We start from the raw sequence: 13,723 nt of genomic DNA, 5'->3' as shown, positions 1-13,723 counted from the left end.
TCTTGAAAAACAGGAGCTTGCCATGCCGCCCACTACCATCGCCTCCCCCCGGGAGTTCGGCCACGCCGCCTTGAACGCCCTGCTGCACCCGCAGAATGGCGAGATTGCCCCCATCGACGGCCTGCGGCGCCTGCGCGACGCTGGCCTGGACCAGCTCCCGCTGCCCGGCCACGGCGCCACCTTGCAGCGCTGGCAAGCCCTGGCAGCCGTGGCCGCCATCGACCTTTCCCTGCTCAAGCTGTATGAAGGCCATACGGACGCGCTGGCCATCCTGGCCGAGATCGACGGTCCCGGTGCGCCGGCCGGCAGCAACTGGGGCGTCTGGTGCACGGAATTGCCCGGGACGCGCGTGCGCTTGCAGCAGGCGGCCGACGGGCGCTATCTGCTCGACGGGCGCAAGCCATGGTGTTCCGGAGCAAGCGGACTCAGCCATGCCTTGCTCAGCTGCTGGAATGAAGAGGGCCAGGCTTGCCTCGCCTCGGTGGCACTGGCGCAGCCCGGCGTGCACGTCACGGACGAAGGCTGGCAAGCCGTCGGCATGCACGCCAGCGCCAGCGTCGACGTGACCTTTTCCGCCGCGCGCGCCTTTCCCGTGGGCGCGCCGGGCGCCTACCTGGCCCGCCCCGGCTTCTGGCACGGCAGCGCCGGCATCGCCGCCGCCTGGTATGGCGCCGCCTGCGCCATCGCCAGCCACCTGCATGCGCGGGCGCAGCATGCCGCACCCGACGCCGTGCGCCTGGCGCAGCTTGGCCAGATCGACTGTGCGCTGCGCGCCGTGGGCGCCCTGCTGCGCGAAGGGGCCGCCGAGATCGACCGCCACCCGCAACGCGACGCCATGGGACTGGCGCTGCGCCTGCGCCTGGCAACGGAAGACGCGGCGACCCTGGTGCTGCACCTGGCCACGCGGGCGCTGGGCGCCGGCCCCCTGTGCCGCGACGCCCGCTTCGCGCGACTGGCGGCCGACCTGCCCGTCTTCCTGCGCCAGAGCCACGCGGAGCGCGACCAAGCTACGCTCGGCGGCATCGTCGCCGGCGCGGAAGAGCATCCCTGGGCATTGTGACAACAGGCAAGCACGCCTGACAAAACGGCCGTGCGCGGCAACGCCTCGCGGCCGCCAGGGGGAAATCATCAAAAAAACGATCCCAATGGCGCGCGCAGTATTCCCCACGATGCTGACACCGCCCCCGGCGGCCGACGCGCCGCCGCAAGGGCGAACAACGCCTTGCCGTCGCGCGAGGGACAGCACATTAATTTACTGCAAATAAAGCAATGCCAAGTTGATATTCTCACAACCGGGAGCCCCATGCAGGCGGCTCCGCCAGCCGTGCTTACCTAGCGCATCGCCTCCTGCAGCCCCGGCGCAAACTCGGCGCCATGCTTGACTTGTGCGGTGGACGCCTTGAGCGTGGCGCCGATCGGTTCGGCGCGGCCGGCCAGGCATTGCCCCAGGAAGTTTTCCGTCACCGCATTGAAAGCGATGTTGTTGACGGGCCGGGCAAAACCATGGCCTTCGTCGGGAAACAGCACATACGTGACGGGGATATTCTTCGCCGCCATGGCCGCCACGATCTGGTCCGATTCGGCCACGTTGACGCGCGGGTCGTTCGCGCCCTGGCCGATCAGCAGCGGGCGCTGGATGTTTTGCGCAAAGTTCAGCGGCGAGCGCTCCTTGAGCAGCGCCCTGCCTTCTTCCGTGGTCGGGTCGCCCATGCGCTTGTAGAACTGCTGCTTGCCCGCTTCCCAGTAGGGCGGGATGGTTTGCAGCAAGGTGAACAGGTTCGACGGGCCGACGATGTCGACGCCGCAGGCAAACGTCGTCGGCGTGAACGCCATGCCGGCCAGGGTGGCGTAGCCGCCGTACGAGCCGCCCATGATGGCCACCTTGTCGGCCGTCGTCACGCCGCTTTGCACGGCCCATTGCACCGCGTCGAGCAGGTCGTCATGCATCTTGCGGCCCCACTGCAGGTCGCCGGCCGAGATGAACTGCTTGCCGAAGCCCGTCGAGCCCCGGTAGTTCACCGACAGCACGGCGTAGCCGCGGTTGGCCAGCCACTGGTGATAGCTGTTGTAGCCGTAGGTGTCGCGCGCCCAGGGACCGCCGTGCACCAGCAGCACCATCGGCACCGCGCGGGTGGCCTTGCCGCCGGCATCCGCCTTCGACGCCTGCGGCAAGGTCAGGTAGGACACCAGGGTCAGGCCGTCGCGTGCCTTGATTTCCTGGGGATACATGGGCACCAGTGGCGCGCCAACCAGTTCCGGTCGCGTGACGTACAGCTGCGTGAGCTTTTTGCTCTTGCGGTCATACAGCCAGCTCGATGCGGGCGCGGTGACGGCATCGACGCCGACGAGCCACTTGTCATCCGCTTCCGTGCGCGACGTCACGTTGAACTGGCCCTTGGTATGCTGCTTCAGGAAGGCCAGGTCGGCCTTCAGCTCGTCCGTCAGCGGCAGGTATTCCTGCTGCAGGTAATCGACTGAATAGGCCTGCACGCGGCCCGTGCGCGTGTCGTACAGCGCATCGGCAATGTCGGCGCGCGGGTCTTGCGCCACCACAGTGGTCTTGCCGCTGGCCACGTCCTGCGCCAGCAGCGCCGAGGTATTGCGGCCGCGCGAATCGGTCCAGTACAGGGTCTTGCCATCGGCCGTAAAGGCCAGCGGCGCCGTCGTCTGCGAATCTTCCAGGCCCACCTCGGCCAGCGGCGCGCTGTCGACCTTGCCGTCCGTGATGCGGAAATACTGCATGCCGCCATCGGTCCGCGCCTTGCTGGCGATGCGCAGATTGAGCAGCTCATCGGCCAGGTAGCCGCCATAGCCGTCGTTCTGCTGCACCAGGGTCAGCTTGCCGCTGGCCAGGTCCAGGCTGTAGACGTCATGCCAGCGCGCATCACGGTTATTGATGCCGATCAAGATGCGGTCCTTGACCTTGCTGCTGATCTGGATCACGCGCACGCGGGTCTTCTCGAACGGCGTGTAATTGATCTGCTTGCCGGTGGCCACATTCACGCCGTACAGCAGGAAATTTTCATCGCCGCCCTTGTCCTGGATGTACAGCAAGGTCGTCGAATCGGGCGACCAGAAGCTGCTGCGGATGGGCCGTACCTTTTCTTCCGTCAGCGAACGCGCCTGCGCCAGGTCGCTGGACGGCGCCACCCACACATTGAGCACGCCGTCGCGCGGCGCGATCCACGACAGCCACTTGCCGTCCGGACTGATGCGCCCGCCGGACTTGCTGGGATTGCCAAAGATCTTCGCCCGCTCGATCAGCGGCGTCTCGTTGACTGGGGCTTGGGCATGGGCCGGCAGTACGCTGGCAAACAACAGGACAGGCAGGGCATAGCGAATCATGGACACCTCATGGTTGTTAAATGAAGGGAAAACATAATAATTGTGCACGTGCCAGCACATGATAGGCGAAAGCCATGTTGCCAGGTTGATTACGGCGATGAAGGACGAAAATCGGGGGATGGACGGAGAGAAACAGGGATTGGAGCGCGGTGCCGGCCAGGCGACAGCCGGACGGAGAAAAGAAAAAGGCCACTCCGAAGAGTGGCCTTTTTCCTTGAATCTAATGGTCGGGGCGAGAAGATTCGAACTTCCGACCCCATGCACCCCATGCATGTACGCTACCAGGCTGCGCTACGCCCCGACGAGGTAAGAATTATAGCAGACGCTTTTAGGTTTTTGCCATGCTTTGCGCTTGATTCATATCGAACTGCGCAAAGATTTTTATCTGCCCCTGGCAAGCGCCCTATTCTTGCAGCAAGAGCGCCGTCAGGATGATGCGAAAACCGGCGATCAGCGGCTCGACCTTCACGTCCGGATTGTGAATGAAGCGCACGGGCAGGCCCTGGTACAGGGCGACCAGGGCATCGAGGCGCCCCTGCAGCATTTCCTCGTCGGCCGGCAAGCCGCGCTTGATGCGGGCGTCGCGTATGATCGAGAGAAACAACTGGCGCGAGCGCTGGTCCGAGGTTTGCAGCATGGCGGCGATCACCGGATTGCGCGACGCTTCGGCAAAAATTTCCAGCGGCATCATCCATGTCTTCGCGTCCAGCGCTTCGAGCACGTGCTCGCCCGCATTGTCGATCACGGCCTGCAAGGGATCGTCGCGCTGCGCCAGGTCCTGCATCAAATTGGAGACGCGCTCCGTATTCTGCATGACGAAGGCGGCGATGATCGCATCCTTGCTGTCAAAATAATTATAGATGTGGCCCGCGCTCATGCCGGCCGCCTTCGAGATCTCGGCCATGCTGGCGCCGTGGAAGCCGCGGCGGCTGAAGCAGCTTTCAGCCGCATCGAGCACTTGCTTGCGCCGCGTGTTGGCGCGCTCGGGATCCGGATGCTTCTTTTCAACTTGGTTCATGACTTTTCCAGTAGCGCGCCGGCCCTGCCCTTGCGGGCAAGGCCGGCGTCGGCGTCCCCGTGATTATTGGACGCCGCCAGCCGCCGCGACGGCTGTCTGCTCGGGCTGCCAACCGCCGCCCAGCACCTTGTACAAGGTCACCAGGTTGGTCGATTTGGCCAGGCGCGCCGTGATCAGGCTTTGCTGCGCCGCGTACAGCGCGCGCTGGGCCACGAGGGCGTTCAGGTAGGACTCGGCGCCCTGCTTGTAGCGCGCGTCGTGGATGGCGTAGCTCTTCGTCGACGCTTCGACCAGCGACACCTGCGACTGCAGGCGTTCGTCGATGGTGCCGCGCTGGGCCAGCGCATCGGACACTTCACGGAAGGCGACCTGGATCGCCTTTTCGTATTGCGCCACAGAAATTTCACGCTGCACCTTGGCGATATCGAGGTTGGCGCGGTTCACGCCGCCATCGAAGATCGGCAAGCTGATCTGCGGAATGAAGCTCCACGTGCCGCTGCCCGCCTTGAACAGGCCCGACAGGTTGTCGCTGAGCGAACCGGCCGTCGCCGTCAGCGAAATGCGCGGGAAGAAAGCCGCGCGCGCCGCGCCGATGTTGGCGTTGGCGGCGCGCAGGGTGCGCTCGGCCGCCAGCACGTCGGGACGGCGTTGCAGCACGTCCGACGGCAGGCCGGACGGAATGTCCGCCAGCGCCGTGACGCTACCGAACTCGCCTTGCGGCTGCAACTCGGCCGGCACGGGACCGCCCACCAGCAGGACCAGCGCGTTTTGATCCAGCGCAACCTGGCTCGTGAATACAGCCACGTCGGAACGGGCCGATTCGACGCTGGTCTGGGCATCGTACTTGTCCAGGCCCGACGTGGCGCCCGCACTGAAGCGGCGCACGGCCAGGTCATACGAGGCCTGCTGGCTCTTCAGCGTGTCCTGCGCCACGCGCAGGCGCTGCTGGTCGGCCACCAGGTTCAGATAGGTGCTGGCCACTTCGGCCACCAGGCTGATCTGCTGAGCGCGGCGTGCTTCTTCCGTGCCCAGGTATTGTTCCAGCGCACTGTCGGACAGGCTGCGCACGCGGCCGAAGAAGTCCAGCTCGTAGGCCGACACGCCCAGGTTCGCCGTGTACTGGCGATTGATGGACGCTTCGCCGTTGGCGCTGGCGTTCTTCGGCACGCGCGTGGCCGACTGGCCGCCCGCCGCCGACAGGGTCGGGATCAGGGCCGCGCGTTCGATGCCGTAGGTGGCGCGCGCCTTCTCGATGTTGAGGATCGAGACGCGCAGGTCGCGGTTGTTGGCCAGCGCCAGTTCCAGTACCTGGCGCAGGCGCGCATCGGCAAAGAACTCGCGCCAGGCCACGTCCGACACCGGTTTGGCGTCGGCGGCGGCCGTGTCGGCCTTGTAGGACGGGCCGGTCGGCCACGCCGTGGGCGCCGGCGCTGCCGGACGCTCGTACGTGGGGGCCAGGCTGCAACCGGCCAGCAAGGCCAGTGCCGCCATGGAGAGTAGTGATTTTTTCATATTAATGTGCATCCTTGGAAAGCGTGACGGCTGGCGCGCCCGGCGTCGCCGGCGCGTCCGACTTCGAGAAGAAGCCGCGTACCAGCACGAAGAACACCGGCACGAAGAAGATACCGAGGAAGGTGGCCGTCAACATGCCGCCCAGCACGCCGATACCGATGGCGTTCTGGCTGCCGGAACCGGCGCCGCTGGAGATCGCCAGTGGCAACACACCGAGGCCGAAGGCGATCGAGGTCATCAGGATCGGACGCAGACGCAGACGCACCGCATGCAAGGTCGCGTCCAGCAGCGACATGCCCGATTCCTGCATTTCCTTGGCAAATTCCACGATCAGAATCGCGTTCTTCGCCGACAGGCCCACCACCGTGAGCAAGCCCACCTGGAAGTACACGTCGTTCGACAGGCCGAACAGCCAGGTGCCCAGCACGGCGCCGATCACGCCCAGCGGTACCACCAGCAGCACGGAGAATGGAATCGACCAGCTTTCATACAGCGCGGCCAGGCACAGGAAGACGATCAGCAGCGACAGCGCATACAGCTGCGGCGTCTGCGAACCGGATTCGCGCTCTTCCAGCGAGACGCCGGTCCAGCTGAAGCCGATGCCAGGCGGCAGCTTGGCCACCATCTCTTCCATCGCGTTCATGGCGGCGCCCGTGCTCTGGCCCGGCGCCGGCGTACCCAGGATCTCTACGGACGGCAAGCCGTTGTAGCGTTCCAGGCGTGGCGACGCGTAAATCCACTTGCCGGTGGCAAAGGCCGAGAACGGCACCATCTGGCCAGCCGTATTGCGCACGAACCACTTGTTCAAGTCTTCCGGCAGCATGCGCGAAGTAGCGTCACCCTGGATGAACACTTTCTTCACGCGGCCGCGGTCGAGGAAGTCGTTCACATATGAACTACCCCAGCCCACGCTCAGCACGCGGTTGATTTCCGAGATCTGCAAGCCCAGCGCCGTTGCCTTCTGCTGGTCGATGTCGATCTTGTACTGCGGCGTATCTTCCTGGCCGTTCGGGCGCACGCCCACCATGGCCGGATTCTGCGACGCCATGCCCAGCAACTGGTTACGCGCCGCCATCAGGGCGTCATGGCCGACACCGCCGATATCCTGCAGCTGCATGTCGAAACCGGTGGCGTTACCCAGTTCCAGCACGGCAGGCGGGGCAAACGTGAACACCATCGCATCCTTGATCTGCAACAACTTGCCCATGGCGCGACCGGCCACGGCCGGCGCTTTCTGCGCCACGTCCTTGCGCAGCGACCAGTCTTTCAGGCGCACGAAGGCGATACCCGTGTTCTGGCCGTTACCGCCGAAGCTGAAACCGGCGACGGCAAACACGGAAGCGACGTTGTCTTTCTCGCTGTTCAGGAAGTGGTCTTCGACCTGTTCGATCACTTTCAGGGTGCGCTCTTGCGTGGCGCCCGTCGGCAACTGAATCTGCGTAAACAGGATGCCCTGGTCTTCTTCCGGCAGGAACGAAGTCGGCAAACGCATGAAGATGAACACGAGGCCGGCCAGCAGCAGCACGTACAGCAGCATCGAGCGGAAACGGTGGGTGATCATGGCGCCGACCCAGCCCTGATACTTGTTGCTGCTGCTATCAAAACTGCGGTTGAACCAGCCGAAGAAGCCCTTGTTCGTCGCGTGATGGCCCTTCTCTACGGGTTTCAACAGGGTGGCGCACAGGGCCGGCGTAAACACCAGGGCAACAACGACGGACAGCACCATCGACGAGACGATGGTAATCGAGAACTGGCGGTAAATCACGCCCGTCGAACCGCCGAAGAAGGCCATCGGCACGAACACGGCCGACAGCACCATGGCGATACCGACCAGCGCGCCCGTGATCTGCGTCATGGACTTGCGCGTCGCTTCCAGCGGCGACAAGCCCTCTTCGCTCATCACGCGCTCGACGTTTTCCACCACCACGATCGCGTCATCGACCAAGAGACCGATGGCCAGCACCATGGCGAACATGGTCAGCGTATTGATCGAGTAGCCGAAGGCGTTCAGGATGCCGAAGGTACCGAGCAGCACGACCGGCACGGCCATGGTCGGGATCAAGGTGGCGCGGAAGTTTTGCAGGAACAAATACATCACCAGGAACACCAGGATGACCGCTTCGACCAGGGTCTTGACCACTTCTTCGATGGACAGTTTCACGAACGGGGTCGTGTCGAACGCCACCTGGTAGCTCATGCCTTCAGGGAACTGCTTGCTCAGGTTGCTGAGCATGGCCTTCGCCGCGTTGGCCGTGTCGAGCGCGTTGGCACCCGTCGCCAGCTTGATCGCCACGCCGGTGGCCGCATGGCCGTTGTAGCGGGCCACGGTGTTGTAGTTTTCGCGGCCCAGTTCCATGGTGGCCACGTCCTTCAGGTACACCATGGCACCGTTGGTCGTGGTTTTCAGCAGGATGGCGCCGAACTGTTCCACCGTTTGCAAGCGGCTTTGCGCCGATACCGTGGCGTTCAGCTGCTGGCCCTTGATGGACGGCGTGCCGCCCAGCTCACCGGCCGACACTTCCGCATTCTGCGCCTGCACGGCCGTGATCACGTCCGCCGGTGTCAGGTTAAAACTTTGCAGCTTGGCCGGATTGAGCCAGATACGCATGGCGTACTGCGAACCGAACAGGGTCACGTCGCCCACGCCCGCCACGCGGCTGAGCGGATCGACGACGTTGGCGGCCACATAGTCGCTCAAGTCGGTCTGGTCCATCTTGCCGTTTTCGGAAATGAAGCCGAACACCATCAGGAAGTTCTTCGTCGCTTTCGACACGACCAGGCCCTGTTGCGTGACAGCCGTCGGCAGCAGTGGCGTGGCCAGCTGCAGCTTGTTCTGTACTTGCACTTGAGCAATGTCAGGATTCGTGCCACTGGTAAACGTCAAGGTGATGCTGATGCCGCCAGTGGCATCGCTCGACGAGGCCATGTAGCGCAAGCCGTCGATCCCCTTCATCTTTTGTTCGATGACCTGGGTAACCGCGTCTTCCACGGTCTTGGCGGAGGCGCCAGGGTAGGAGCCGCTGATCGAAATCGACGGCGGAGCAATGCTCGGGTACTGCGCGATCGGCAGGCTGAGGATCGAAATCACGCCGGCAAGCATGATGACGATCGCGACCACCCAGGCAAAAATCGGGCGGTCAATGAAAAAACGGGCCATTAATATTCTCCTGAATTAGTGGGCGCTGGCAGCCGATGCGGCGGCAGAAGCGGCAGCGGCGGGTGCAGGAGCAGCTTCGGCCTTGGCGGGCACGGCAACGGCTGGCGCGCCTGGCTTGACTTTTTGCAAGCCTTCCACGATGACGCGGTCGCCTGCGGCCAGGCCGGACGTCACCAGCCAGTCGGTGCCGACGGTGCCGCTGGTGGTCAGCACGCGTTGCTCGACCTTGTTTTCCTTGTTCAGGATCAAGGCGGTAGCCTGACCCTTCTGGTTGCGCGTCACGCCCACTTGCGGCACGGTGATGGCTTTTTCATCCACGCCCGTTTCCAGCTGCGCACGTACGTACATGCCTGGCAGCAATTCGCCTTTCGGGTTCGGGAACAGCGCGCGCAAGACCACGTTGCCGGTGGTCGGATCGACCGTCACGCCGGCGAACTGCAGCTTGCCCGATTCGCTGTACTTGCTGCCGTCCGGCAGGATCAGGTCGACCTTGGCCTGGCCTTCGCCGACTTTTTTCAGCGAACCGTCGGCCATCTGGCGCTTCAGGCGCAGCAGGTCGGTGCTCGACTGGGTCACGTCGACATAGATCGGATCGAGTTGCTGCACGGTGGTCAGCGCCTCAGCCTGGCCCGCCGTGACCAGCGCGCCGGCCGTCACGGTCGAACGGCTGGTGCGGCCGCTGATCGGCGCCGTCACGGTGCTGTACTTCAGGTTGATATTCGCCGTTTCCAGCGCCGCCGTGGCGGACTCGACGTCTGCCTTGGCTTGCTCGAAGGCAGCGACGGCGTCATCGTATTCCTGGCGGCTCACGCCTTCGATGGCGACCAGTTCCTTGTAGCGCGACGCTTTCGGGCCGGCCGTCAGCAGGTTGGCCTTGGCTTTCGACAAGGCAGCCTTGGCGGAATTATAAGCAGCCTGGTAGGTGGCCGGGTCGATCTGATACAGGGCCGTGCCCGCTTTCACATCGCTGCCTTCGACGAACAGGCGCTTCTGGATCAAACCGCCCACTTGCGGGCGCACATCGGCGACCTGGTAGGCATTCGTGCGGCCGGGCAATTCGGCGCTCATCGGCAACGCGGCCGGATTAACAGTAAACACGACCACCTGCGGCGCTTGCTGCGCGCGAGGTGCTTCCTGTTTTTTACTGCAGCCGGCCATGATTACAGTGGCGCACAGAACGGCAATAGCGCCGCTCGTACGCGGCGACGTCAAGGAAAAGGTTGGTTGCATCTTGGACTTTCTGAAAAAGAAGCTGGCTAGTGTCGTTAGAAATGACTAAATTTATTAACGCAGGTCAAAGAATGAACGATCATTCTAAAATCGTCAAGCATCGTTACAATTGAAACAAAGTGACCTTTAAGCGCTTTTTATTGCTAATGATGCAATTAAGTGGTGACAACAACAGCAGGCGCGCACCAGCAAGGTCCCTCGGAAAACAGGCTGGCGGCGGCAAAACGGCAAAGCGGGAAAGTTGGATTGAGTGAATACTGTAGCAGGGTCAAGATTTCTTTGCTGAACTACACGACAAGGACACAACACTGCCGGCCCCGCCTGGCCGGGCATCCGTGATTATTTACCAATGGTATCGAAAAGACATGGCGCCGCAGGTGCGCTAAGATGGATGCCCACAGCGAGCCATGACAGGGGGCACTGCGATGACGGCAACGGCGCAGCACACCATGCAGGCAGGGGCAGGCCAGGCCGTCCCGCCCCTGCTGTCCACGGGCGTGCCCGGCCTCGACGCCGTGCTGGCCGGCGGCTTGCTGGCCGAGCGGCTATACCTGCTCGAAGGCGAGCCGGGCACGGGCAAGACCACCCTCGCGCTGCAATTCCTGGCGGAAGGCGCGCGCACGGGCGAAAACGTGCTCTACATCGCGCTGGCCGAATCGGAAATCGAACTGCGCGGCGCGGCCGACTCGCACGGCTGGGATCTGGCCGGCATTGCCATCGAGGAAGTGGCGCCCAGCGACGACATGCTCGACCCCGACCGCCAATACACCATCTTCCACCCGTCTGAAATCGAACTGGCGGCGACCAACCAGCGCATCCTGGCGGCCATCGACAGGCACCACCCCGCCCGCCTGGTACTCGACTCATTATCCGAACTGCAACTCCTGGCGGAAAACCCCTTGCGCTACCGGCGCCAGGTGCTAGCCCTGAAGCAATACATGGCCAGCCGCCACTGCACCACCATGCTGATCGATGACCGTTCCGCCCTCGATGACGGCTTGCAAGTGCGCAGCGTGGCCCATTGCGTCATTGCGCTGGAGCTGCAAAACCAGGCCTATGGCAACGACCGGCGCCGCGTGCGCGTCGTGAAATACCGGGGCGTGCCGTTTCGCAGCGGCACGCACGATTACAAGATCGCCCGTGAAGGCCTGGTCGTCTACCCGCGCCTGGTGGCGGCCGACACGCGCCGCGACGGCAACCACCACCGCCTGTCGAGCGGCGTGCCCGAACTCGACGCCATGATAGGCGGCGGCCTGGAAGTAGGCATGAGCACCCTCATTTCCGGCCCCGCCGGCAGCGGCAAGTCGACCCTGGCGGCGCAGTTCGTGCATGCGGCAACAACGCGCGGCGAGCCGTGCGCCATGTTCCTGTTCGAGGAAGCGCGCAGCAAGCTGCTGCACCGGACGGACGAGCTGGGCATGCGGCTGAAGGACGCACTCGACACCGGCTTGCTGAGCGTGCAGCAGGTCGACCCGGCCGAGCTGACGCCGGGCGAGTTCGCCCAGGCCGTCGTCGACGCGGCCGAACGGGGCGCCAGGATGATCGTCATCGACAGCCTGAACGGCTACATGCACGCCGTGCCCGACGAGCGCTTCCAGAGCACCTATTTGCATGAACTGCTCAATTACCTGAGCCAGCGCGGCGTGTCTGCCCTGCTCGTCGGCGTGCAGCAAAACATGCTGGGCATGTCGATGACCACTTCGGCCGACGCCAGCTACCTGGCCGACAGCGTCATCATGCTGCGCTACTACGAAACGGAAGGTGAAGTGCGGCAAGCCATTTCCGTCTTCAAGAAACGCGGCAGCGCGCATGAACGCAGCATCCGCCGCTTCGAGATCGGCCCGCAAGGCTTGCGCATCGGACCGACACTGGCCGGTTTCCACGGCATCCTGTCGGGCATGCCCACCGTGGGCGGCACGCCATTTCCCTAGGGCCGGCCATGGAACAGCGCATCCTGATCTACGCGCCGGGCGGCCAGGACGCGGCCCTGGCCAGCCAGGTGCTGGCCAGCGGCGCCATTGCCAGCCACGCCTGCCGCTCCGCCGCCGAACTGGCCGAACAGCTGGCGCTGGGCGCGGGCGGCGTGCTGACGGTAGACGAGGCGCTGCAGGCGGGCGCCCACCAGGTGCTCGATGAGTACGGGCGACAGCAGCCAGACTGGTCCGACCTGCCCATCATCCTGCTCACGCATGCGGGACTCGATTCCCTGCCCTTGCGCCAAGCTATCGCCACCCTGGGCAACCTGACCCTGCTGGAACGCCCCGTGCACATGCTGACCCTGCTCACCTCGGCGCACGCCATGCTGCGCGCGCGCCAGCGCCAGTACCAGGTGCGCGAAACGCAGCGGCGCAAGGATGAATTCCTCGCCAGCCTGGGCCATGAATTGCGCAATCCGCTGGCGCCCATCAAGACGTCGATCGCCCTGCTCAGCCATTTGTATCCGGAATCGGAACAGGTGAGCAAGGTCAAGGGCGTGATCGAACGCCAGGTCACGCACCTGACGCGGCTGGTCGATGACTTGCTCGACGTGGCGCGCATTACCAGCGGCAAGGTAGTGCTCCAACGCAAGGACATTGCGCTACAACAAGTCCTCAACCATGTGATCGAGCTATGCCAGCCGGCCGCCAGCAGCCGCAACATCAGCATCGCGCTGGACTTGCCGCCGCACACGGTGATGCTGCACGCCGACTATGCGCGCCTGGTGCAGATCTTTGCCAACATCGTCTCGAATGCCGTCAAATTCACGCCAAACGGCGGACACATCCACATTACGGCCCAAGTGGCCGACGGCCAGCTGCAAGTGGCCGTGGAAGACAATGGCATCGGCATCGACCCGGACGCCATCCCGCGCATCTTTTCCATGTTCGAACAGGGCCGCACGGTGGCGGGCCAGATGGCCAGCGGCCTGGGCATCGGCCTGAGCCTGGCGCGCCAGTTCGCTGAAATGCATGGCGGCAAGATCGAAGCGCACAGCGCCGGGCCGGGGCAAGGCAGCCGCTTCGTCGTCAGCCTGGCCGCCAGCATGGCCGCGTCCACCGCCACGCCGGCCACTGATGCGCCGGCCGGGCCGGGCCAGGCCGTGCAGGTGCTGGTGGTCGATGACAACCGCGACGCGGCCGATTCGCTGCAGGCACTGTTCCTGCTGGAAGGCCATGCCGTGCGGGTCGCCTACGACGGCGCGCAGGCGCTGGCCGCCGTCGATGCCCTGTGGCCGCAGCTGATCGTGATGGACCTGGGCATGCCGGACATGGATGGCTATGAAACGGCGCGCCAGATCCGCCTGAAAGCACGGGGGCGCGACGTGCTGCTGCTCGCGCTAACGGGCTGGGGCGACGCGGGGCGGCGCACGGCGCAAGCCGGGTTCGACCATCACCTGACGAAACCCGTCGACTTCGCCGCCATCGCCGCCCTGCTGCAGCAGCACCTGGCGCAGCGGGCGGCGTCTACGCCGACGCGATGAC

At 64.4% G+C, this 13,723-nt stretch carries 8 protein-coding genes and 1 tRNA gene; 3 read left to right on the top strand and 6 right to left on the bottom strand.

Annotated elements, in window-relative coordinates; genetic code table 11:
* Window positions 1–22: 22 nt before the first annotated feature.
* The gene (locus BXA07_RS07205) at window positions 23–1,060 is read left to right on the top strand and encodes an acyl-CoA dehydrogenase family protein (RefSeq protein ID WP_076566883.1); all 1,038 of its coding nucleotides are present in this window, start codon (window positions 23–25) and stop codon (window positions 1,058–1,060) included.
* Between the two features lie 272 nt (window positions 1,061–1,332).
* Here BXA07_RS07205 and BXA07_RS07200 read toward each other — a convergent pair whose 3' ends face one another.
* The 6 genes from BXA07_RS07200 to BXA07_RS07175 all read right to left on the bottom strand — a co-directional run bounded on the left by BXA07_RS07200 (window position 1,333) and on the right by BXA07_RS07175 (window position 10,262).
* Entirely contained in the window at window positions 1,333–3,345 is a 2,013-nt protein-coding gene (locus BXA07_RS07200; RefSeq protein ID WP_076567140.1) for a S9 family peptidase, read from the bottom strand.
* A gap of 224 nt (window positions 3,346–3,569) precedes the next feature.
* Window positions 3,570–3,646: transfer RNA gene (locus BXA07_RS07195), tRNA-Pro, on the bottom strand.
* Between the two features lie 102 nt (window positions 3,647–3,748).
* Window positions 3,749–4,363 (bottom strand): TetR/AcrR family transcriptional regulator, encoded by a 615-nt coding sequence (locus tag BXA07_RS07190; protein WP_076566882.1) that lies wholly within the window; start codon window positions 4,361–4,363, stop codon window positions 3,749–3,751.
* Window positions 4,364–4,426: 63 nt separating this feature from the next.
* The gene (gene adeC / locus BXA07_RS07185) at window positions 4,427–5,875 is read right to left on the bottom strand and encodes an AdeC/AdeK/OprM family multidrug efflux complex outer membrane factor (RefSeq protein ID WP_076566880.1); all 1,449 of its coding nucleotides are present in this window, start codon (window positions 5,873–5,875) and stop codon (window positions 4,427–4,429) included.
* Between the two features lies 1 nt (window position 5,876).
* On the bottom strand, window positions 5,877–9,032 hold the full coding sequence (locus BXA07_RS07180; protein ID WP_076566879.1) for an efflux RND transporter permease subunit: 3,156 nt from the start codon (window positions 9,030–9,032) through the stop codon (window positions 5,877–5,879).
* Window positions 9,033–9,047: 15 nt separating this feature from the next.
* Window positions 9,048–10,262, bottom strand: a complete 1,215-nt coding sequence (locus BXA07_RS07175) for an efflux RND transporter periplasmic adaptor subunit (protein ID WP_076566877.1) — start codon at window positions 10,260–10,262, stop codon at window positions 9,048–9,050.
* A 449-nt stretch (window positions 10,263–10,711) separates the two neighbouring features.
* Here BXA07_RS07175 and BXA07_RS07170 point away from each other — a divergent pair, with 449 nt between their 5' ends.
* Window positions 10,712–12,193, top strand: coding sequence for an ATPase domain-containing protein (locus tag BXA07_RS07170; RefSeq protein WP_076567138.1), 1,482 nt, complete (start codon window positions 10,712–10,714; stop codon window positions 12,191–12,193).
* Between the two features lie 8 nt (window positions 12,194–12,201).
* Window positions 12,202–13,722 carry a hybrid sensor histidine kinase/response regulator gene (locus BXA07_RS07165; protein WP_076566876.1) on the top strand — a complete coding sequence of 507 codons (1,521 nt, stop codon included), beginning with the start codon at window positions 12,202–12,204 and terminating at the stop codon, window positions 13,720–13,722.
* Window position 13,723: the final 1 nt, after the last annotated feature.

It is taken from the genome of Janthinobacterium sp. TND4EL3 (assembly GCF_900156175.1).
Lineage (GTDB): Bacteria > Pseudomonadota > Gammaproteobacteria > Burkholderiales > Burkholderiaceae_D > Janthinobacterium.
The sequence above is the reverse complement of the archived record's forward strand: the minus strand, read 5'-3'. Positions and strand labels throughout refer to the sequence as shown.

Bases quoted from the DNA above. Each gene is read 5' to 3' on its own strand.
- BXA07_RS07180 (WP_076566879.1), bottom strand. From the start codon at position 9,032: ATGGCCCGTTTTTTCATTGACCGCCCGATTTTTGCCTGGGTGGTCGCG.
- BXA07_RS07170 (WP_076567138.1), top strand. From the start codon at position 10,712: ATGCAGGCAGGGGCAGGCCAGGCCGTCCCGCCCCTGCTGTCCACGGGC.
- adeC (WP_076566880.1), bottom strand. From the start codon at position 5,875: ATGAAAAAATCACTACTCTCCATGGCGGCACTGGCCTTGCTGGCCGGT.
- BXA07_RS07205 (WP_076566883.1), top strand. From the start codon at position 23: ATGCCGCCCACTACCATCGCCTCCCCCCGGGAGTTCGGCCACGCCGCC.
- BXA07_RS07200 (WP_076567140.1), bottom strand. From the start codon at position 3,345: ATGATTCGCTATGCCCTGCCTGTCCTGTTGTTTGCCAGCGTACTGCCG.
- BXA07_RS07175 (WP_076566877.1), bottom strand. From the start codon at position 10,262: ATGCAACCAACCTTTTCCTTGACGTCGCCGCGTACGAGCGGCGCTATT.
- BXA07_RS07165 (WP_076566876.1), top strand. From the start codon at position 12,202: ATGGAACAGCGCATCCTGATCTACGCGCCGGGCGGCCAGGACGCGGCC.
- BXA07_RS07190 (WP_076566882.1), bottom strand. From the start codon at position 4,363: ATGAACCAAGTTGAAAAGAAGCATCCGGATCCCGAGCGCGCCAACACG.